18 protein-coding genes are annotated in these 19,859 nt (G+C 75.0%); 9 read left to right on the forward strand and 9 right to left on the reverse strand.

From position 1 onward, the window contains the following. The first annotated feature begins 296 nt into the window (after positions 1-296). Positions 297-1,310, forward strand: coding sequence for a fibronectin type III domain-containing protein (locus tag ABZ858_RS08180; RefSeq protein ID WP_361373909.1), 1,014 nt, complete (start codon positions 297-299; stop codon positions 1,308-1,310). Between the two features lie 144 nt (positions 1,311-1,454). Beyond that, positions 1,455-2,012 (forward strand): hypothetical protein, encoded by a 558-nt coding sequence (locus tag ABZ858_RS08185; RefSeq protein ID WP_361373911.1) that lies wholly within the window; start codon positions 1,455-1,457, stop codon positions 2,010-2,012. A 42-nt stretch (positions 2,013-2,054) separates the two neighbouring features. Here ABZ858_RS08185 and ABZ858_RS08190 read toward each other — a convergent pair whose 3' ends face one another. The 3 genes from ABZ858_RS08190 to ABZ858_RS08200 form a co-directional block, all read right to left on the reverse strand. Next, on the reverse strand, positions 2,055-2,621 hold the full coding sequence (locus tag ABZ858_RS08190) for a PadR family transcriptional regulator (protein ID WP_361373913.1): 567 nt from the start codon (positions 2,619-2,621) through the stop codon (positions 2,055-2,057). A gap of 43 nt (positions 2,622-2,664) precedes the next feature. Continuing rightward, positions 2,665-4,680 carry an NADPH-dependent 2,4-dienoyl-CoA reductase gene (locus tag ABZ858_RS08195; protein ID WP_361373915.1) on the reverse strand — a complete coding sequence of 672 codons (2,016 nt, stop codon included), beginning with the start codon at positions 4,678-4,680 and terminating at the stop codon, positions 2,665-2,667. Positions 4,681-4,830: 150 nt separating this feature from the next. Continuing rightward, complete coding sequence (locus ABZ858_RS08200; RefSeq protein WP_361373917.1) at positions 4,831-5,202, reverse strand: hypothetical protein; 372 nt, start codon at positions 5,200-5,202, stop codon at positions 4,831-4,833. Positions 5,203-5,492: 290 nt separating this feature from the next. On the opposite strand from ABZ858_RS08200, the gene ABZ858_RS08205 reads away from it, so the two are divergent. Beyond that, positions 5,493-7,574 carry a SpoIIE family protein phosphatase gene (locus ABZ858_RS08205; RefSeq protein ID WP_361373919.1) on the forward strand — a complete coding sequence of 694 codons (2,082 nt, stop codon included), beginning with the start codon at positions 5,493-5,495 and terminating at the stop codon, positions 7,572-7,574. 9 nt (positions 7,575-7,583) lie between these two features. Here ABZ858_RS08205 and ABZ858_RS08210 read toward each other — a convergent pair whose 3' ends face one another. Continuing rightward, positions 7,584-8,399, reverse strand: coding sequence for a putative protein N(5)-glutamine methyltransferase (locus ABZ858_RS08210; RefSeq protein ID WP_361373921.1), 816 nt, complete (start codon positions 8,397-8,399; stop codon positions 7,584-7,586). Positions 8,400-8,572: 173 nt separating this feature from the next. Further along, a complete protein-coding gene (locus ABZ858_RS08215; protein ID WP_361373923.1) occupies positions 8,573-9,676 on the reverse strand; it encodes a hypothetical protein in 1,104 nt (367 codons plus the stop codon). 155 nt (positions 9,677-9,831) lie between these two features. On the opposite strand from ABZ858_RS08215, the gene ABZ858_RS08220 reads away from it, so the two are divergent. Then, on the forward strand, positions 9,832-10,230 hold the full coding sequence (locus ABZ858_RS08220; protein WP_361374509.1) for a MarR family winged helix-turn-helix transcriptional regulator: 399 nt from the start codon (positions 9,832-9,834) through the stop codon (positions 10,228-10,230). Between the two features lie 46 nt (positions 10,231-10,276). Here ABZ858_RS08220 and ABZ858_RS08225 read toward each other — a convergent pair whose 3' ends face one another. Together ABZ858_RS08225 and ABZ858_RS08230 are read right to left on the reverse strand one after the other, a co-directional pair. Beyond that, the gene (locus ABZ858_RS08225; protein WP_361374511.1) at positions 10,277-10,954 is read right to left on the reverse strand and encodes a GNAT family N-acetyltransferase; all 678 of its coding nucleotides are present in this window, start codon (positions 10,952-10,954) and stop codon (positions 10,277-10,279) included. A gap of 554 nt (positions 10,955-11,508) precedes the next feature. Continuing rightward, positions 11,509-12,435, reverse strand: coding sequence for an NADP-dependent oxidoreductase (locus tag ABZ858_RS08230; RefSeq protein WP_361373925.1), 927 nt, complete (start codon positions 12,433-12,435; stop codon positions 11,509-11,511). A 328-nt stretch (positions 12,436-12,763) separates the two neighbouring features. Here ABZ858_RS08230 and ABZ858_RS08235 point away from each other — a divergent pair, with 328 nt between their 5' ends. The 3 genes from ABZ858_RS08235 (at position 12,764) to ABZ858_RS08245 (ending at position 15,142) form a co-directional block, all read left to right on the forward strand. Then, positions 12,764-13,369, forward strand: coding sequence for a sulfite oxidase-like oxidoreductase (locus tag ABZ858_RS08235; protein WP_361373927.1), 606 nt, complete (start codon positions 12,764-12,766; stop codon positions 13,367-13,369). After that, positions 13,362-14,117: a ferredoxin reductase gene (locus ABZ858_RS08240; RefSeq protein WP_361373929.1), complete on the forward strand. Its 756-nt coding sequence runs from the start codon at positions 13,362-13,364 to the stop codon at positions 14,115-14,117. Before ABZ858_RS08235 ends, ABZ858_RS08240 begins: the two co-directional genes overlap by 8 nt. A 266-nt stretch (positions 14,118-14,383) precedes the next feature. After that, on the forward strand, positions 14,384-15,142 hold the full coding sequence (locus tag ABZ858_RS08245; RefSeq protein ID WP_361373931.1) for a GntR family transcriptional regulator: 759 nt from the start codon (positions 14,384-14,386) through the stop codon (positions 15,140-15,142). Positions 15,143-15,213: 71 nt separating this feature from the next. Here ABZ858_RS08245 and ABZ858_RS08250 read toward each other — a convergent pair whose 3' ends face one another. Next, positions 15,214-15,942: a class I SAM-dependent methyltransferase gene (locus ABZ858_RS08250; protein ID WP_361373933.1), complete on the reverse strand. Its 729-nt coding sequence runs from the start codon at positions 15,940-15,942 to the stop codon at positions 15,214-15,216. Between the two features lie 314 nt (positions 15,943-16,256). Between ABZ858_RS08250 and rho the strand changes: the two genes are divergently transcribed. Next, a complete protein-coding gene (rho, locus tag ABZ858_RS08255; RefSeq protein ID WP_361373935.1) occupies positions 16,257-17,408 on the forward strand; it encodes a transcription termination factor Rho in 1,152 nt (383 codons plus the stop codon). Positions 17,409-17,633: 225 nt separating this feature from the next. Continuing rightward, positions 17,634-18,833 carry a serine hydrolase gene (locus ABZ858_RS08260; RefSeq protein ID WP_361373937.1) on the forward strand — a complete coding sequence of 400 codons (1,200 nt, stop codon included), beginning with the start codon at positions 17,634-17,636 and terminating at the stop codon, positions 18,831-18,833. Positions 18,834-18,926: 93 nt separating this feature from the next. Here the strand turns inward: ABZ858_RS08260 and ABZ858_RS08265 are convergent, their stop codons facing one another. Continuing rightward, positions 18,927-19,859, reverse strand: a complete 933-nt coding sequence (locus ABZ858_RS08265; RefSeq protein WP_361373939.1) for a glutaminase — start codon at positions 19,857-19,859, stop codon at positions 18,927-18,929.

Here is a 19,859-nt window from a genome sequence, read left to right on the forward strand (position 1 = left end):
GGCACGGAGCCCGTAACACCTGCCGGGCGGCCGGAGGACCGGCGGCCGCTGCGGCCGGCCCCTTGGCCGTCCGCACCGGCACGGGAGCGGCGCCGCCGGCGTCCCGCGCCTCGGCGCGAAACCCCCTGGCACAAGCGCCAGTTCGGCCGGTTCGGCGACCGGCTCGCACACCGGGTCCGGTGGCCGGACGGGACCGCCCCCTTGATGCGCTCCCGTCAACACGGCATATTGGTCCGGACCATTGATCGCAGCGGTGTCCGGGCCCCGGCACCGCGGTTGACGGGGAGGCAGACCTCGTGCGACGCGTTTTCGGCCCCGTTTCCCGCCGGCGCCGCCTGCCCGGGCGTGTCGTCGCGCTGTGCGGCGCGCTGGCGCTGCTCGCCGCCTGCGGCCGGGGAGCCGCCGACGACGGCGAGGGCGGCGGCCCCGGGGCACCGGCCGGGGTCACCGCCACGGCCGGCAGCGCGACCAGCGTGCACGTCATGTGGAACGCCGTGTCCACCGGCGCGGGGGTACGCGAGTACGAGGTGTACCGCGACGCCGTCAAGGTCGAGGACGTGCCCGCCGGCGAGCACATGGTGGACGTCACCCGGCTGGCCCCTTCGACCACCTACCGCTTCACGGTGCGCGCCCGGGACACCGAGGGGCGGCTCGGGCCGCGCAGCCGGGAGGTGGCGGCGACGACTCCCGCCGCCGTCGCCGCCGACCACTCGCCCCCGTCGCGGCCGTCCGCCCCGCGCGGCCGGGTGGTGGGCGCCCGGGTCGTCCAGCTGTCGTGGTCCGCCGCCACGGACGACCGGGGCGTGACCTCCTACGACGTCTACCAGGGCGGCACGCGGATCCACAGCGTGGGCGGCGGCCAGACCGCGACCGTGCTGACCGGGCTGCGGCCGGGCACCCGCTACTCCTTCACCGTCCGGGCCCGGGACGCGGCCGACAACCTCTCCCCCGCGAGCACGCCCGTCGTCCTCACCACCGCGCCGGGCACCGACGACGGCCGGGGCACCGCGCCCACCGCCTTCCACGCCGCCACCCACCGCACCGACGGGGCGTACTACCTCGACCTCGACTGGATCGCGCCGCGGACCGGGGGCGTGGTGACGGAGTACCAGATCCAGCTCGACGGGCAGCCGGCCACCTCCCTGGTCTGGGGCGGCACGCCGCCGCGCGGCACCGCCTCGTACAGCTTCTACCTGGGACGGGACGCCGGGGTCAGCCACCGGGTGCGGCTGCGCGCCAGGCTCCCGGACGGCACCTGGGGCGGCTTCTCCCCGGAGCTGACCGTGACCACGGGGGCGGGCGGAAAGTAGGGCCCTCACCCGGGTGGACGCGCCGCGCGTGCGGCCGGTGGCCGGGGGCGGTTGGCTGCCCCTGATGAGGCGGTACGGGCGTCCCTCGTCTCCGGCGGTACACGGGATGGTCCGCCGGCCGTGCCGCCGCCGGAGGACGGTCCCATGCGCCACACTCAGCCACACCCGCGCTCCGGCCCGGGCGCCGCGGCGGCCGCCGCCGGCACCGTCGCCGCCGTGCTCGCGCTGTCGGCCGCACCGGCCGCCGCCGGGCCGGGCATCTCGGTGAGCACCAGCGGGTCCACGGTGTCGGTGACCACCAGCGCCTGCGCCCAGGTGGGCGGCGGCTGGGGCACGGCCTCGCTGCTCAGCAACGGCCAGACCCGCTTCGACCAGGGCCGGCGGTCCGCCCTGACCGGGACGGCCACCCTCCAGTCGGCGGCCTGGCAGAGCGTGCTCCCGGGCACCTACACCGTGATCGTGGTGTGCGCGGACAACATCACGGCGGGCACCCAGTCCGTCATCGTCGCCGCCCCCTCGAAGCCGACGGCCGCCGCCACGTCCGCGCCGGCCTCCCCCTCGCGCGGGGTAATGGGCGGCCTCGGCGGCGGCGTCAAGGACTACCGGACCCTCACCCTCGCGGCGGGCGGGGCGCTGGTCGGGGTCGCGATGATCGCGACCGGCTGGGTGCTGCGCCGCCGCCCCCGGCCGTACCGGCTCTGACCCCGGTCTGGCCCCAGGGGGCTCAAGGCGCCGCCGCGGCCCTCACCGGTGCTCCCCGTCCGGCAGGTCCCCCTCCGGCAGCCGTGCGAACTCCTCCAGCGCATGGGTGAGCCACTGGGACCAGAAGGTCTCCAGGTCGATGCCGGCCCGCAGCACCAGATGGCGCAGCCGGTCCTGGCAGCTGTCCCGGTCGGGCGGGAAGTCGCGCCGCTCGATCTCGCGGTACTTGGCCAACTGCCGCTCGTGCAGCTCCAGATGGTGGCGCAGGTCGGCGTCGATGCCCGCCGTGCCGACCACCGCCGCCGCGCGCAGCCGCAGCAGCAGGACGTCCCGGAGCGGCTTGGGCTCCTGGGACGCCGCCGTCCAGCGGGCCAGCTCGGCGCGGCCCGCCGGCAGCACCTCGTAGCTCTTCTTCTGCCCCCGGGCCGGCTGCTCGGCGGGCAGCGCGCGGATCAGGCCGTCCGTCTCCAGTCTTCCCAGCTCGCGATAGATCTGCTGATGCGTCGCCGACCAGAAGTAGCCGATCGACTTGTCGAAACGGCGGGTCAGCTCCAGCCCCGACGACGGCTTTTCGAGCAGGGCGGTGAGGATCGCGTGCGGGAGTGACATGCGCTCATCCTAGGGACGGCCGAACCCGGTCTCCGCGCGCCCGCTACAGGGCCGCCGCCAGCTCCGTGCCCTGCTGGACGGCGCGCTTGGCGTCCAGTTCGGCGGCCACGTCGGCGCCGCCGATCAGGTGGACGGAGCGCCCGGCGGCGACCAGTTCCTCGTACAGGTCGCGGCGCGGCTCCTGCCCGGTGCACAGCACGACGGTGTCCACCTCCAGGACGGTGCTCGCGCCGTCCACGGTGATGTGCAGCCCACAGTCGTCGATCCGGTCGTAGCGCACGCCCGCGACCATGGTGACGCCGCGGTGCTTGAGTTCGGCGCGGTGGATCCAGCCGGTGGTCTTCCCGAGCCCCGCGCCCACCTTGGTGCTCTTGCGCTGCAGGAGGTGGACGGTGCGCGGCGGGGCGGGCCGCTCGGGCGCGGCCAGGCCGCCGGGTGCGGCGTAGTCCGTGTCGACGCCCCAGTGGCGGAAGTACGTCGCCGGGTCCTCGCTCGCCTTGTCGCCGCCGTCGGTGAGGAACTCGGCGACGTCGAAGCCGATGCCGCCGGCGCCCAGGATCGCCACCCGGTCGCCCACCGGGGCGCCGTCGCGCAGCACGTCGAGGTAGCCGAGGACGCGGGGGTGGTCGATGCCGGGGATCTCGGGGGTGCGCGGGGTGACGCCGGTGGCGACGACGACCTCCTCGTAGCCGGTGAGGTCGGCGGCGGCCACCCGGGTGTCCAGGCGTACGTCGACGCCGTGCGCGCCGAGCTGGTGGCGGAAGTAGCGCAGCGTCTCGTCGAACTCCTGCTTGCCGGGGACCTTGCGGGCGACGTTGAGCTGGCCGCCGATCGCGCTTCCCGCGTCGAAGAGGGTGACCTGATGGCCGCGTTCGGCGGCCGCGACCGCGCAGGCCAGCCCGGCGGGTCCGGCGCCGACGACGGCGACCTGCTTGCGCCGCCGGGTCGGGGCGAGCACGAGTTCGGTCTCGTGGCAGGCGCGCGGGTTGACCAGGCAGGAGGTGATCCTCCCGCTGAAGGTGTGGTCCAGGCAGGCCTGGTTGCAGCCGATGCAGGTGTTGATGGCCTCGGGCGTCCCGGCGGCGGCCTTGGCGACGAAGTCGGGGTCGGCGAGCATCGGGCGGGCCATCGACACCATGTCGGCGCAGCCGTCGGCGAGCAGGTGCTCGGCGAGTTCGGGGGTGTTGATGCGGTTGGTGGTGACGAGGGGGACGGAGACCGCGCCCATGAGCTTCTTCGTCACCCAGGTGTAGGCGCCGCGCGGCACGGAGGTGGCGATGGTGGGGATGCGGGCCTCGTGCCAGCCGATGCCGGTGTTGATGATGGTCGCGCCGGCCGCCTCGACGGCCCGGCCGAGGGCGATCACCTCGTCCAGGGACGAGCCGCCGGGCACCAGGTCCAGCATGGACAGCCGGTAGACGACGATGAAGTCCTCGCCGACCGCCTCGCGCACCCGGCGGACGATCTCGACCGGGAAGCGCGTCCGGTTCTCGAAGGAGCCGCCCCAGCGGTCGGTGCGGTGGTTGGTGCCCGCGGCGATGAACTCGTTGATGAGGTAGCCCTCGGAGCCCATGATCTCCACGCCGTCGTAGCCGGCCAGGCGGGCGAGGCGGGCGGTGCGGACGTAGTCCTCCACGGTCCGCTCGACGTCGGCGTCGGTCAGCTCGCGCGGGACGAAGGGGCTGATGGGGGCCTGCAGCGGGCTGGGGGCGACCAGATCGCGGTGGTAGGCGTAGCGGCCGAAGTGCAGGATCTGCAGGGCGATCCGGCCGCCCTCGCGGTGCACGGCGTCGGTGACGAGCCGGTGCCGGCCGGCCTCCTCCTCGGTGGTGAGCCTGGCGCCGCCCTCGTAGGGCCGCCCCTCGTCGTTGGGGGCGATGCCGCCGGTGACGATGAGTCCCACCCCGCCGCGGGCCCGGGCCGCGTAGAACGCGGCCATCCGCTCGAAGCCGCCCTCGGCCTCCTCCAGGCCGATGTGCATGGAGCCCATCAGGACGCGGTTGGGCAGGGTGGTGAAGCCCAGGTCGAGCGGGCTCAGCAGGTGCGGGTAACGGCTCATCGGCCCCTCCGTGCGCGGTGTCGTACCCGCTAGTTGTAGAGGACGCCGAGCCGATTGTGCAACTAGTTGCAAAAAGAGGGGGACGTGCGCCGCCTCACTCCTTCGGCGCAGCGGCCGCCGTCTTTCGCGGACGGCGGCCACCGCGGGGTGTCAGCGGCTCTCCAGCCGTACGTGCAGCTCCCGCTCCTGGTCGCCGGAGGCCGAGCACAGGTCCTGCACGGTGAACAGGGAGTCCAGGGTCGTGCGGAACCGCTCGATCGCCCAGTAGCCGCCCTGCGCGTCGGCGACGACCGACGCGCCCAGGTGCGCGGGGCCGCGGCCGGCGCCGTGGGTCTCGGCCACGTCGAAGGTGCCCAGCCACACCGTCGGGCGTACCTCGTGGTAGTCGCGGGGCACGTCCTGCGTGCGCCGGTCGGAGGAGTAGCAGGCGCACAGGGCCTCGAACACGGTCCGGGCGTCCTCCTTGCTGCACCCGCTCAGCTCCACCGAGACGGATTCCGGGTGTGCTCGCTCGCTGTCCATGGTGATCGCTCCTCTCGTGGCCGCGCCGCGGTCCCCCTCGGGGTTCCCCCGCTGCCGCGCCCCACCCTCGTCCCCCGGCGGAGCACCGCCGCCCGCGGAGCACTGCCGGCGCCGGTGCCGGGCCGCGCGGGCGCTCCTCACGGCCGTCTCGGGGGGACGGCCGCCCCGGGGGTGAGAGATGGTGGAGGAAGGCGACGGACCCTCGGAGAGGTGAGCGTGGGCGCGGTACGGCGGGGTGTGTCGGGTCCGGGGACGACGGTCCGCGTGCACGGGCGAAGGCGGTGGGCTCGATGAGCGCAGCCGGGACTGCCCCGGCCGGGGCCGGCGGTGAGCCGGTGGACGGTCCGCTCCGGCCGAGCGGACTGCTCGACGTGCTCGGTGTGGCCTCGGTCGTCCTCGACGACCAGGGGCGCATCGTGCTGTGGAGCCCGCAGGCCGAGGAACTCTTCGGCTACACGGCGCAGGAGGCGCTCGGGCAGTTCGCGGCCCCGCTGATGGTCCGCGAGGAGCACCTCGACATGGTGGTGCGGCTCTTCGCCGACGTGCTGCGCACCGGCCGGGGCTGGGCGGGCGCCTTCCCGGTCCGGCACAAGGACGGCAGCACCCGCCTGGTGGAGTTCCGCAACATGCGCCTGCTGGACGACCGGGGCGACGTGTACGCGCTCGGGCTCGCCGCCGACCAGTCGACGGTGCGCCGGCTGGAGCGGGAGGTCGCCCTGTCCGAGCGGATCGTCTCCCAGTCGCCGATGGGCCTCGTGGTCCTGGACACCCGGCTGCGGTACGTCTCCGCCAACGCGGCCCAGGAGCGGATCGACGGGGTCCCGGCCGCGGAGCGCATCGGGCGCACGGTCCCCGAGGTGCTGCCGGACCTGAACGCCGCGGAGGTGGAGTCCGCGGCCCTGCGGGTGCTGCGCACCGGGGAGTCGCTGGTCGGCGTGTTCGCCGTGGGCAGGACCCCGGCCGAGCCGGACCAGGACCACGCCTGGTCGATCTCGATGTACCGGCTGGAGGACGCCGCCGGCACCGTCCTGGGCGTGGCCGCCTCCGTCGTGGACGTCACCGAGCAGTACCGGGCGGGCATCGAGGCGGAGGCCGCGCGCCGCCGGCTCGCCCTGATCGCGGACGCCTCGGCCCGGATCGGCACCACCCTGGACCTGGACCGCACCGCCCGCGAGCTGGCCGACGTCGCCGTGCCCGAACTGGCGGACGTCGCCGCCGTGGACCTCCTGGAGGCGGTCGTCGAGGGCCGGCACAGCACCCTGGGGCCCGCCGAACCGGCGGTCTTCCGCGCCCTCGCGGTGCGCGCCGACCACGCCACGGACGCCCTGGAGGCGGCCGACCCGCCCGGCCAGATCGCCCGCTACGGCCCCGACCGCCTGGTCACCCGGTGTGTGCGCACCGGGCTCCCGGTGCTGGTGGCGCAGGTCAAGGACGAGGACCTGGCCCGGATCGCCCGCTCCCCCGAGGCGGCCGTGCTCCTCGACCGCGCGGGCGTGCACTCGTACCTGGCGGTACCGCTGATCGCGCGCGGCGAGGTGCTGGGCGCGCTGGACCTCAAGCGCACCCGCGACCCGCGGCCGTTCAGCGAGGACGACGTCCTGCTGGCCCGGGAGCTGGCCGCCCGCGCCGCCGTGCAGATCGACAACGCGCGCTGGTACCAGAACGCCCGCGACACCGCCCTCACCCTCCAGCGCAGCCTGCTGCCCCGGCACCCGTCCGTCACCGGCGGCCTGGAGGTCGCCTCCCGCTACCAGCCGGCCGGCGCCACCACCGAGGTCGGCGGCGACTGGTTCGACGTGATCCCGCTGGAGGACGACAAGACGGCCCTGGTCGTCGGCGACGTCATGGGCAGCGGCATCGGCGCCGCCGCCACCATGGGACGGCTGCGCACCGCGACCAAGGCCCTCGCCTCCCTCGACCTGGACCCGGCGCGCCTGCTCGAACACCTCGACCGGATCACCGACGGCCTGGACCACTCCATCGCCACCTGCCTGTACGCCGTCCACGATCCGCGGCTGCGCCAGTGCCGGATCGCCAACGCCGGGCACCTGCCGCCCGCGCGGGTCCGGCCGGGCCGGCCCCCGGAGCTGCTCGACCTGCCCACCGGGGTGCCGCTGGGCGTCGGCGGCGTCGCGTTCTCCACCACCACCGTGAGCCTGGAGCCGGGCGACCAGCTCGTGCTGTACACGGACGGGCTGGTCGAGACCCGCCGGCATCCGCTGGACGAGCGCCTGGACCTGCTGCTGACCCTGCTGGACGATCCGCAGCGCCCGCTGGAGGAGCTGTGCGACCTGCTGCTGCGCGCCCTGCGCCAGCCGGACAACCACGACGACGTGGCCCTGCTGGTGGCCCGCGCCCAGAACCCGCGGTGAGCAGGGGATCTAGGGCCGGGTGCCGACGACCACGTGGGCGTACGACTCCTCGCAGACCGCCAGGCGCGGGACGAGTCCGGCCGCCGAGAAGGCGGCCAGGGCCGCCCGTGCCTGGTGCTCGCCGGTCTCGACCAGGAGGCAGCCGCCGGGGGCGAGCCAGTCGGGGGCGCGGGCGGTGACCCGGCGCAGTACGTCGAGGCCGTCGGCGCCGCCGTCCAGCGCGACGGCCGGTTCGTGGTCGCGGGCCTCCGGCGGCAGGAACGCGACCTCGCCCGTGGGCACGTAGGGCACGTTGGCCGCGAGGACGTCCACCCGGCCGCGCAGGGCGGCGGGCAGCGGCTCGAACAGGTCGCCCCGGTGGACCCGGCCGCCGCGGGGGCCGATGTTGCGGCGGGCGCAGCGCACCGCCGCCGGGTCGATGTCGGCGGCGTGCAGCTCGACCGGGCCGAGCGCGGCGGCCAGCGCGGCGCCCACCGCGCCCGAGCCGCAGCACAGGTCCACGACGACGGAGGCGTCCGGCGCCTGCGCCAGGGCCTGGTCGACCAGGAACTCGGTACGGCGCCGGGGCACGAAGACGCCCGGTTCCACGGCGATGCGCAGCCCGTGGAAGGAGGCCCAGCCGAGGACCTGTTCGAGCGGCAGCCCGGTGGCGCGCCGTGCGACGAGGGCGGTGACCTCGCGCGGGCCGCGGGCGGTCGCGAGGATCAGCTCCGCCTCGTCCTCGGCGAACACACAGCCGGCCGCACGCAGCGCGATGACGGCCGCGGCACCTACGGCCGGGGGGAAGGACACGAGGGAAGGGGTGGAAGCGGGGGAATCAGGCATGGAGAGCCAGGACCTTTCGGGGGCCGGAGGGCGCCCTCGCGGTCACCTACCGACGGTGATCCGCGCCGTTCCGGGAGGAGAGCACCCGAGCTGACACAGCGGTAATGGGTCTCACCTCCTGGGTCTCCCGCGGCCGGGCTCGTCCTCGGCCGCAGGTCACCCTACCCCAATCGTCAGACGCCGACGGCTTCTTCGGCCTCCTCCTCGGCCGCCTCGGCCTCCCCCTCTGTCCCCTCCTCGGTCTTCTGCTCGGCCCGCCGCGGCACGGCCGGTGGGGCCTGCTCGGGGCGGTGCGCGCCGGCCGCGTGGGCCCCGTGCGAGGTCCGTGTCCGCTCCCGGGCCGCCGCCAGCGCGGTGAGTGCCAGACCGAGCAGCAGCCACACCACGAGCGTCACCGCGTCGCGGCCCAGGCCGTCGCCGCCGAAGTACAGCAGGCTGCGGGTGCCCTCGACGAACCCGGCGCCGTTCCAGAAGGCGTGCAGGGCGCCGAAGAAGCCGTTCTGCAGTTCGGGCCGGAACAACCCGCCGGAGCTGGTGAAGTTGAGCATCACGAACAGCACCATCATGGTGAGCGTGGTCCAGCGCTTGAGGAAGGTGTGCAGGCCCACGCCGATGAAGAGGATGCCGGCGGAGTAGAGCCAGGCCAGGCCCCAGACGCCCGCGAGGTCGTGGTGGGCGAGGTGGAAGACGGGTCCGGCGAGCAGCGCGCCGATGCCGCTCACCACGGCGGACACGCCCAGCGTGAGCAGCGCCCGGACGCGCATCGCCAGGGCGGCGCCCGCGGCGCCGAGGGCGGCGGCGGAGGCGTACGAGCCGATGCTGACGGCGATCAGCAGGAAGAACAGTCCCTGCCCGGTCGGGTCGGCGGCGGCCGGAGCGGCCACGTCGGTCACCTTCAGCGGCAGCCCCTGCCCGGCCGCGACGGGGGTGAAGACCTTCTCGACGGCGGTGGCGCCCATGTCGGAGGCCGCGCTCGCGACCACCAGCTCGGGAGCGTCGGCGCTCGGCACGTACGCCCCCGTGATGTCCCGGGACCTGAGCAGGTCCACGGCCTGGGACCGGGTGCCGACGGTGCGCACGTCGAGCTGGTCGCCCGCCCGGTCCTTGACGGTCTGGGCGAACACCTTGGCCCGCGGCCCCTCGCCGACCACCGCGACGGGCAGGTGGCGCGGCTCGGGGGTCACGAACGCCCCCATGTACGCGAGCCCCATGCCCAGGCACATCAGCAGCGGGGTGATCAGGTGGGTGAGCACATGGCGCAGCGCGGGCGACCTCATCGCTCACAGCCTCCAATGGTTGGCAAATACAACTCCGTTTTCGGTTGTACTATACAACCAGAGGACCGGGGAGGTATTCCGTGGCAGCAGCACAGGGGCCGGACGAGAGCGCCGCCGGGCGGCACGAGACGGCCGTCGAGACCATCCAGCGGGAGATGACGGCCTTCGCCCGCCGGGCCAGGGCCTCGGCTGGGCGGATGCATCCCGAGCTGTCCCTGGTGTCGTACACGCTGCTCGGGCATCTGGAGGAGCGCGGCGGCTGCCGCGCCACCGATCTGGCGGCGCACTACGCGCTGGACAAGTCCACCGTCAGCCGCCAGGTGGGCGCGCTGGAGCGGACCGGGCTGATCGAGCGGCGCCTGGACCCGGAGGACCACCGGGTCCAGGTGCTGCATCTGACGGAGGCCGGCCGGCAGATCCTCGCCCAGGTCACCGAGAGCCGCCGGGCGGCGTTCCACGCACGGCTCGCGCAATGGCCGCGGGAGGATCTGGAGCGGTTCGCGGGATACCTCACCCGCTACAACTCCTGGAGCCCGCCCCAGGACGCCGGCTGACGCGACGGCGGGCGGGCTCCCGCACTCGATTCCGGGCCACCGGCCGCTATGCCACCGGCACGGCCACCCGGCCGTCGGTCAGGTGCTCGGGTGCGCGGGCCGCGAGGAAGGCGGTGCGGCGCCGCAGCCGGAAGCCCAGGGACTCGTAGAGCCGGATGGCGTTCGTGTTGCCCGCGCCGGTGTGCAGGAACGGCGTCTCGCCGCGGGCGCGGATGCCGTGGGCGACGGCGAGGACCAGCCGGGAGGCCAGGCCGTGGCCACGGTGTCCGGGGTCGGTGCAGACCGCGCTGATCTCGGTCCAGCCGGGCGGCCGCAGCCGCTCCCCGGCCATCGCGACGAGCACGCCCTCCCTGCGTATGCCCAGGTAGGTGCCCAGTTCGATGGTGCGCGGCAGGAACGGTCCCGGCTGGGTGCGGGCGACCAGAGCGAGCATCTCGGGGACGTCGGCGGGGCCGAGGCGGACCGCCTCCGGGTCGGGGGCGGCGGGCAGCGTGTCGTCCACGAGCTGCACGCCCTCGACCCGCGCGGTGACCTCCCAGTCGTCCGGCACCCGCCCCCGGAAGCCGGGCAGCGGGATCTCGGCGCCGGGCCCGGTGAGCGCGGCGAGGTCGGCCCAGTCCCGCGCGTCGGGTTCGTCGGGCAGCGCCAGCCACGGCGAGACATCGACGGCATAGCGCAGCACCCGGCCACGCCGCTCGGCGAACCGGGCATGCGGGCCGGTCAGGGCGGCCCGCGCCGGATTGTCGAGAACGTGCGGGGCGGCCTCCGGCCCGGTGTGCGCGGAGTCCGACTGGGTGCCGCCGGAGACCGGCCCAGCCTTCCCGGAGACCGACTCGGTGCCACCGGAGACCCGCCCAGCCTTCCCGGAGACCGACTCGGTACCTCCGGAGACCCGCCCAGCCTTCCCGGAGACCAGCTCAGTACCTCCGGAGACCGGCCCGGGGCTCTCGAAGACCGCCTCGGCACCCGGGGAGGTCGGCCCGGCCCCTCCGGAGACCGGCCTGGCGCCCCGGGAGATCGCCTCGCCGCCCCGGGCGATCGGCCCGGCACCCCCGGAGAACACCTCGCCCCGCGAGACCGGCCCGACACCCCCGGAGAACACCTCGCCACCCCGCGAGACCGGCCCGACACCCCCGGAGAACACCTCGCCACCCCGCGAGACCGGCCCGACACCCCCGGAGAACACCTCGCCGCCTCGCAAGACCGGCCCGGCACCGGAAATCACCTCGCCACCCCCGGAGCCCGGCCCAGCACCCCGCCGCGTCGGCTCGTCGCCGTTCACGATGACGCCACCTCGATCACGATCTTGCCGCGGGCGTGCCCGGCCTCGACTTCGCGCAGCGCGTCGCCGGCCTGATGCAGCGGGAAGGTCCGGGTCACGTGCGGGTCCAGTTCGCCGCGGACGACGAGGTCGGCCACCGCGTCCAGGACGGCCGCGGTCCGCTCCCGGGCCACCCGGGCGCCGCCGAGCGCCTCGACGGTCTCCACCGGCGCCCCGGCGGTCACCAGCCGGGCGCCGCCGGTGAGCAGGCCGGCCGCCTCGGTGAGCACGTCGCCGCCGACCAGGTCGTAGACGCCGTCGACGCCGTCCGGGGCGACGGCCCGCACCCGTTCGCCCCAGCCGGGCCCGGAGGGCACGTGCACCGCGCCGAGCGACTCCACGAAGTCCTTCTTGCCCTCGCCCGACACCCCCACCACCCGCAGTCCGAGAGCGCGGGCGATCTGCGCGGCGGCCGAGCCGACCCCGCCGCCCGCGCCCGTGACCAGCACGGTCGCCCCGGCCGGCAGACCGAGCTGGCGCAGGCCGTCGTACGCGGTGGCCGCCGCGACCGGCAGGGTGGCGGCGTCGGCGAAGGACAGCGCGGCGGGCTTGTGCGCGGTGACCGCGGCCGGCAGCAGAACGTACTGCGCGTAACCGCCCGTCACCGTGTTGCCGAAGACCTCGTCCCCGGCGCCGAAGCCGGTCACGCCCGCACCGGTCTCCTCCACGACCCCGGCCGCCTCGCTGCCCATGACCACGGGGAAGACCGGCTCGCCCGCGCCCGGACGGCGGAAGCCCGCGCGCAGTTTCCAGTCGACGGGGTTCACCCCGGCCGCGCGCACCGCGATCAGGACCTCTCCCGGGCCCGGCCGGGGCCGGTCCACCTCCACCAGCGCCTCGGCCTCCGGGCCGCCGTACCGGGTGAAGACATACGCCTTCGGCATCGCTCCCACTCTCCTTCGCTGTCACCACCTCGCCGGCCACGGGGGCGAACCTGGGCCGGCACGCACCTGCAAGGAAGATCGCCGGGCGGCTATTCCCGGCGCGCGGCAGAGTTCACACGGCCGTCACGAAGCGCGGGCCGGACCGATCCCGGGCGGGCGCGGCGAGCGCGTACCGTGGGGCGCGCGGTGCGTCCGTGCCGGTGGGAACACGTACGGTCGCACGCGTACGGTTGACTGCGTAAGCAACCGTCCCGCCGCGCCGGCGGGAGAGATCGTCCGCTCGACCAGCGGGCCGCCGCACGCCCGGCGGCCTGGAGGCTGCACCCGTATGAACGTCACCCGAGGCTTCACCGGGCGCCCGCGCGTCGACCGTCCGGGCCTGCCGCCCGGGCAGTACGACGCGGGCGACGACTGGCCCGTGCTCTCGGCCGAGGTCACGCCCGACCTCACGCCCGCCGACTGGACCTTCCGCGTCGACGGCCTGGTCGCCGAGGAACGCACCTGGGACTGGTGGCAGGCCCGCGCGCTGCCGGAGTCGGTCTACGAGGGCGACATCCACTGCGTGACGAGCTGGTCGAAGTTCGGGGTGCGCTTCGGGGGCGTGTCGCTCGACGTGTTCCTGGACGCGGTGCGGCCCGACGCCGCCGCCACGCACGCCGTGGCCTACTCGCACACCGGTTACACCAGCAATCTGCCGCTCGCGGACCTGCGCGGCGGCCGCGCCTGGATCGCGTTCGACCACGACGGCGCGCCGCTGTCCGCCGAGCACGGCGGTCCGGCGCGGCTGCTGGTGCCGCACCTGTACTTCTGGAAGAGCACCAAGTGGATCGCGGGCCTGCGCCTCCTCGACCACGACGAGCCGGGCTTCTGGGAGCAGAACGGCTACCACGCCCGCGGCAACCCCTGGCAGGAGCAGCGGTACTCCGGTGACTGAGACGTTCGCGCCCCCGACCCGGTTCGCCGTGCCCGGCCGGATCGCCGTCAGCGAGCAGGCCGCGGGCAGCTGGCAGACGGCGACCCTGACCGAGATCCGGCGCGAGACCCCGCGTGCGTCCACCTTCCGGCTGGCGGTGCCGGGCTGGACGGGGCACCTGCCCGGGCAGCACCTGATGCTGCGGCTGACCGCGCCGGACGGCTACTGCGCCCAGCGCCACTACTCGCTCGCCTCCGCGCCCGACGACTCCGGGCACATCGAACTGACGCTGGACCACGTCGAGGGCGGCGAGGTCTCCGGCTGGTTCCACACCGTGGCCCGGCCCGGCGACCGGATCGAGGTGCGCGGGCCGCTGAGCGGCTTCTTCGCCTGGCCCGGCGACCGCCCGGCGCTGCTGCTCGGCGCGGGCTCGGGGGTGGTGCCGCTGATGTCCATGGTGCGCCACCACCGGGCGCGGCGGCTGACCGTGCCGCTGCGGCTGCTCGTGTCCGCACGCAGCCCCGAACAGCTCATCTACGCGCGGGAGTTCGGCGCCGAAACCACCCCCGTGTTCACCCGCGAGGCCCCGGCGGGCACGCCGGTGGGGCGGCTGTCGGCCGCGCGGCTGGCGCCGCTGGTGGCCGAACGGCCCGCGGGCGGCTGGGAGGCGTACGTGTGCGGCTCCAACTCCTTCGCGGAGCACGCCTCCCGACTGCTCGTCGCGGCGGGCCTGCCCGTGGACCGCATCCGCATCGAGCGCTTCGGCTGAGGACCCCGGGGCCCCGGGGGATCTGCCGCGCATTCTCGGACATGCCGGTTTCTTCACCCGCCCTCTCCTCCACGCCCCACGAGAGGGGCGCCGCCGGGCATCCGTGCGGAACTCCGCGCCCCCGGTGGCGCGTCGAGGGGTCACAGGGCGCGGGAGGGATTCGGTCAACTCCCGGACCGAGGCTTCAAACTGGTTTAGACCAATGATAGATGTGGTGGCACAATGAGCCCACGCGGCTACGGTACGTGACCCACAGGAGGCGGGGCATGGCCCGCACCACCCCCCAGGACCACCCGACGGCGGACGTTCCGGCCGAGGAACGGCCGCTGTACTGGAGAATCGCCACCGAACTGCTCGCCGAGCTGCACACCGGCACCATACCGCCCGGCGAACGGCTGCCGGGAGAAAGGAAGTTGGCCGAGCATTTCGGCGTCAGCCGGGAGACCGTGCGCCAGGCGCTGGAGGTGCTGCGCCACGACGGGCTGGTCGCCACCGACCGGCGCGGCAGCCACGCCACCCTGACCGGGGCGCCCGCCGAGGCGCCGTCCTGTCTGGCCTTCCCGGTCGGCGCCCGCGCCGCCGGCCACCCGGACGCCTTCGACCGCACCTCGGTGACCTGGGAGGCCCCGCCGCCGGCCCACGCCGCCGCGCTCGGCCTCGCCCCGCACCGGCCGACCCTGGTGCACCGCTACCGGTCGGCGGCGGCCGACGGCACCGGGCTGCGCACGGCGGTGACGTCGTTCTCCGCCGTGGCGCTCGCCGAGGTCGAGGAACTGGCCCGCTACCGGTACCGCGCCGACGGCTCGGCCGCCGCCCAGCTGAGCCGGGTCTACGACTGGATGCGCCAGGCGGGCCTGACCCTGCACCACCGGGACGCCATCACCCGGCTGCCGGACGGCCCCACGGTACGGGTGACCCGGCGCGTCCACGACCAGTACGCGCGCCCACTGGAGATCACCGACCTCGTGGCGGAGGCCGGACAGGACGCGCTCGTCTACGAGTTCACCCTGCCGGCGGCTGTCTGACCGTCACCGGCGGCCGTCCGACCCGTCATCGGCGGTGTTCCGGCCCGTCGCCGGCGGCGGTCGGGTGCCCGTCAGGGCAGCCTGCGGGCCGCGACCACCCGGGCCCGCGGGCTGCCGTCGTCGCGCCGGCCGAACCCGGGCAGCGGGTACGACTCGACCCGGAACCCGGCCCGTTCCAGCTCCCGCAGTACGTCACCGAAGCCGAACGCGCGGTAGTACATCACGAACGGAGGCCGCCACACGGCGTTGCGCACCCGCATCACCAGATCGAAACCGAGCAGCGTCCAGGACGCCCGCGAACCCGGCCGGGGCGGGGCACCCACCGGCAGCGCGAACACCCCGCCGGGCCGCAGCACCGAGTGCACCTGCCGGAAGAGCCGGGGCAGTTCGGCCGGGCGGAAGTGGCCGAGCGCGCCGAAGCTGACGACGAGGTCGAAGGCCGCGGTGAACGGCAGGGCCCGGGCGTCCGCGCGCACCAGCGCCGGCCGCGGGCCGGGTCCCGCCGCTCCGGCCGGGTCCGCGACGGTGAGCATCCCGGCGCTGAAGTCGACCCCGGTGACGCTCCGGCGGCACACCCGCCCGAGCACCCCGAGACCGGCGCCGGTCCCGCAGCACAGGTCGAGCCCGTCGTCGTACGGCCCGATGTCCGCCAGGAGGGCTCCGGTGGCGTCCAGCACCGCGTCCGGCGTCCGGTAGGGCGTGTGGTCGAACTTGGGCGCGAGCAGGTCGTAGCCGCGCTCGACGGAGGACAGCGCCTGCACGGCGAGTTCGCGCAGCGTGGGACCTTCGGGACTGAACACCCGCCTCAGCCTAGACCTCCGCCCGGCCGCCGTGCTACCTTGCACACAGCACCTGTGTACGCCGCTTCTTTCGGCGCCGGTGCGGTCTCTCTCCTTCTCCGCTTCTCCACCGGATGCGCCGCTCCCTCCGCGAGTCCGCCGCATCCGCTTCCCGTCACCTCCCGGTGCGCAGCACTTGCCCCGTGATCCTCACGGTCGCCGCACCCGGACGGTGTCTCCCCGCCGCCCCAGGCCGGTGCGCACACCGCCTTTGCCGCGCGGCCCCTCCCCTTCCGCACGTCACCGTGGACCCGTCCGTGAAAGGACCACCCTCCATGACCACCACACTCGAACACCCGCCGGTACGCCGGCAGCCGTCCGCCGACGCCCAGCTCGTCACCGGCGTCCTGGACCTCGACGCGCACGGCAAGGGCCTGCTGCGCGGCACCGATCTCCAGCCGGCCCCCACCGATCCGCAGGTCCCCGCCGCGCTGATCCGCCGCCACGGCCTGCGCAAGGGCGATCTGGTCGAGGGCGTGCTCGGCGCCCAGCGCTCGGTCACCGCGCTCACCCGCGTGGGCGGACGCACCCCGGACGCCCTCCAGGGGCGGCGCCGCTTCGCCGACCTGACGCCGCTGCACCCCCGCACACGCCTGCGCCTCGAACACCCGGCCGCCGGACTCACCGGGCGGGTCGCGGACCTCGTCGCCCCCGTGGGCAAGGGGCAGCGCGGGCTGATCGTGGCGCCGCCCAAGGCCGGCAAGACCGTGCTGATCCAGCAGATCGCCGCCGCCGTCGCCGGGAACCATCCCGAGTGCCGGCTGATGGTCGTGCTGCTCGACGAGCGCCCCGAGGAGGTCACCGACATGCGGCGCTCGGTGCGCGGCGAGGTCTACGCCTCCACCTTCGACCAGACGCCCCGCCGGCACATCGCGCTGGCCGAACTCGTCATCGAACGGGCCAAGCGGCTGGTCGAGGCGGGCGAGGACGTCGTCGTCCTGCTGGACTCCCTGACCCGGCTGTGCCGGGCGCACAACAACGCGGCGGCCGCGGGCGGCCGTACCCTCAGCGGCGGTGTCGACGCGGCCGCGCTGCACGGCCCCAAGCGCCTCTTCGGGGCCGCGCGCCTGGCCGAGGAGGGCGGCTCGCTCACCATCCTCGCCACCGCGCTGGTGGAGACCGGCTCCCGCGCCGACGACTTCTTCTTCGAGGAGCTGAAGGGCACCGGCAACATGGAGCTGCGGCTGAACCGCGAACTCGCCTCCCGCCGGGTCTTCCCGGCCGTCGACATCGCCGCCTCCGGCACCCGCCGCGAGGAACTCCTCTTCTCCCCCGCCGAGTTGACGGCGAGCCGCGGTCTGCGCCGGGCCCTCGGCAACCGCGAGGGCCGGGCCGCCGGCCTGGAGACCCTCCTGGACCGGCTGCGCGCCACCCCGGACAACGCCGCCTTCCTGCGCCTCGTCCAGCCGACACTGCCGAGCGCCTGAGCCGCCGAGCTGCTGAGGCGCTGGACGGCTGGACGGCTGGACGGCTGGACGGTCGAGGGGCCGCGGGAAGGCCCGAGGGGCCCATGGGCCCGGCGGCCGCCGTACGGCACCGGCGGTGCGCGCGGCCCCGAACGGCCGTGCGCGCTGGGGCATCCGGGTGCCCGAGGTCCCCGTTCGGCCCCCGGCAAGGTCTCGCCTGTCCCGTTTCGTCCCTACGTTTGCGATATGACGATCCGATCTTCCTTCCGAGCTGCCGTATCGACCTGCGCTCTCTGCGCGGCGGGCGTGCTCATAGTCAGCTCCCCGGTCGCGGCGGCGAGCGGGGCCGGTACGGACTCGGGCGCGGGAGGACGGCCGGACTCGGCGGTCCCGCAGCCCGCCCTGCTGGAGCACGAGGGCACCCAGGTCCGCCTCCGCGCCGGCGCGCCCGAGACGCCGCAGGTCTCGGCGCTGTCCTGGGTGGTGGCCGACGCCACCACCGGAGAAGTGCTCGCCGCGCACAACGCGCACGAGAAGCTGCCGCCCGCCAGCACCCTCAAGACCCTGTTCGCGCTGACCGTGCTGCCCTCCTTCCCCGGCGGCGTCCAGCACACCGTCAGCACGAAGGACCTGGCCGGCATCGGCGAGGGCAGCAGCCTGGTGGGGGTCGTCGCGGGCCACACCTACCGGGTGTCCGACCTGTGGCGCGGGGTGTTCCTCAACTCCGGCAACGACGCCGTGCACGTACTGGCCGCCCTCAACGGCGGCTGGAACCAGACGGCCCGCCAGATGCAGGTCAAGGCCCGCACCCTGGGCGCGCTGGACACCCAGGTCGTCTCCCCGGACGGCTACGACGCCGACGGGCAGGTCTCCTCCGCGTACGACCTGGCCGTGTTCGGGCGGGCCGGGCTGCGCAATCCGGACTTCGCCCGCTACTGCTCCACCGCGTCGGCCGCCTTCCCGGGCGACGGCGGCAGCACGTTCCAGATCGCCAACACCAACCGGCTGCTCACCGGCAACGACGGGGTGGCTCCGTACCCCGGCCTGATCGGCGTCAAGAACGGCTACACCAGCAACGCGGGCAACACCCTGGTCGCCGCCGCCCAGCGCGACGGGCACACCGTCCTGGTGACGGTGATGAACCCGCAGGAGGGCGACGGCTTCGAGGTGTACGAGGAGGCGCGCGCCCTGCTCGACTGGGGGTTCGACGCCACCGGGCGGGTCGACCCGGTCGGTTCCCTCGACGGGCTGCGCCCGGTGGCGCACCACGCGCAGATCGTGGTCCCGCCCGTCGCGGCCGGCGGGACCGGCACCGGGAGCCGGGGCGCGGGCGGCTCGGCGCCGGACTGGACCGAGACGGGGGCGATCGCGGGCGCCGTGGGCCTGGGCGCCGGGGCGGTGCTGCTGGGGCTGCGGCGCAGAAGCGGACGGCCGGCCCGCGGCTGACCGCGCCCCGCCGCGCACAGTGCCCCGCGCACAGACGCCCCGCACCGCCCGCCGTACCGCTCGGCGCCGCCGCTGCCGCTCGGCCGGGCCGGCTCAGAACACCGACAGCCCGGTGAGCGTGGTGAAACGGTCCAGGGCGGCCACCCCCGCCACCGAGTTGCCCCGCTCGTCCAGTCCCGGACTCCAGACGCACAGGGCGCACCGGCCGGGCACGACGGCGATGATGCCGCCGCCCACCCCGCTCTTGCCGGGCAGCCCCACCCGATAGGCGAAGTCACCCGCCGCGTCGTACGTCCCGCAGGTCAGCATGACGGCGTTGACCTGCTTGGCCTGGCTGCGGCTGAGCAGCCGGGTGCCGTCGGCCCGGATGCCGTGCCGGGCCAGGACGGTGGCCGCCAGGGCCAGGTCGGCGCAGGACGCGGCGATCGAGCACTGGCGGAAGTACTGGTCGAGCAGGACCGGCACCGGGTTGTCGATGTTGCCGTAGGACGCCATGAAATGGCCCAGGGCCGCGTTGCGGTCGCCGTGGGCCGTCTCGGAGGCGGCGACCTCCAGGTCGAAGTCCAGGCCCGGATTGCCACTCTCGGCGCGCAGCAGGCCGAGCAGTTCCCCGGCCGCGTCACCGGTACGGGTCTGGAGGCGGTCGGTGACGACCAGGGCACCGGCGTTGATGAACGGGTTGCGCGGGATGCCGTTCTCGTACTCCAGCTGCACCAGGGAGTTGAAGGGGTTGCCGGAGGGCTCGCGGCCCACGTGCTCCCACAGTTCGTCGCCCTCGCGGGCCAGGTCCAGGGCGAGGGTGAAGACCTTGGTGATGGACTGCGCGGAGAACGGCTCCCGCCACTCCCCCACCCCGTACACCGTGCCGTCCAGCTCGGCGACGGCCATGCCGAAGGCGCGCGGGTCGCGGGCCGCGAGCGCCGGGATGTAATCGGCGGGACGCCCTCGCCCGGGGGTCCGCTCGATCTCCTCGGCGATGCGCTCCAGGACGGGCTGGAAGGTCATCGAGGACGTCATGATCACCAT

The organism is Streptomyces sp. NPDC047017 (assembly GCF_040644175.1).
Lineage (GTDB): Bacteria > Actinomycetota > Actinomycetes > Streptomycetales > Streptomycetaceae > Streptomyces.

Excerpts from the sequence above, each read along its gene's own strand:
- ABZ858_RS08195 (WP_361373915.1), bottom strand. The coding sequence starts at position 4,680 with ATGAGCCGTTACCCGCACCTGCTGAGCCCGCTCGACCTGGGCTTCACC.
- ABZ858_RS08260 (WP_361373937.1), top strand. The coding sequence starts at position 17,634 with ATGACGATCCGATCTTCCTTCCGAGCTGCCGTATCGACCTGCGCTCTC.
- ABZ858_RS08235 (WP_361373927.1), top strand. The coding sequence starts at position 12,764 with ATGAACGTCACCCGAGGCTTCACCGGGCGCCCGCGCGTCGACCGTCCG.
- ABZ858_RS08200 (WP_361373917.1), bottom strand. The coding sequence starts at position 5,202 with ATGGACAGCGAGCGAGCACACCCGGAATCCGTCTCGGTGGAGCTGAGC.
- rho (WP_361373935.1), top strand. The coding sequence starts at position 16,257 with ATGACCACCACACTCGAACACCCGCCGGTACGCCGGCAGCCGTCCGCC.
- ABZ858_RS08245 (WP_361373931.1), top strand. The coding sequence starts at position 14,384 with ATGGCCCGCACCACCCCCCAGGACCACCCGACGGCGGACGTTCCGGCC.
- ABZ858_RS08185 (WP_361373911.1), top strand. The coding sequence starts at position 1,455 with ATGCGCCACACTCAGCCACACCCGCGCTCCGGCCCGGGCGCCGCGGCG.
- ABZ858_RS08230 (WP_361373925.1), bottom strand. The coding sequence starts at position 12,435 with ATGCCGAAGGCGTATGTCTTCACCCGGTACGGCGGCCCGGAGGCCGAG.
- ABZ858_RS08215 (WP_361373923.1), bottom strand. The coding sequence starts at position 9,676 with ATGAGGTCGCCCGCGCTGCGCCATGTGCTCACCCACCTGATCACCCCG.
- ABZ858_RS08190 (WP_361373913.1), bottom strand. The coding sequence starts at position 2,621 with ATGTCACTCCCGCACGCGATCCTCACCGCCCTGCTCGAAAAGCCGTCG.
- ABZ858_RS08205 (WP_361373919.1), top strand. The coding sequence starts at position 5,493 with ATGAGCGCAGCCGGGACTGCCCCGGCCGGGGCCGGCGGTGAGCCGGTG.
- ABZ858_RS08220 (WP_361374509.1), top strand. The coding sequence starts at position 9,832 with ATGACGGCCTTCGCCCGCCGGGCCAGGGCCTCGGCTGGGCGGATGCAT.
- ABZ858_RS08210 (WP_361373921.1), bottom strand. The coding sequence starts at position 8,399 with ATGCCTGATTCCCCCGCTTCCACCCCTTCCCTCGTGTCCTTCCCCCCG.
- ABZ858_RS08265 (WP_361373939.1), bottom strand. The coding sequence starts at position 19,859 with ATGGTGATCATGACGTCCTCGATGACCTTCCAGCCCGTCCTGGAGCGC.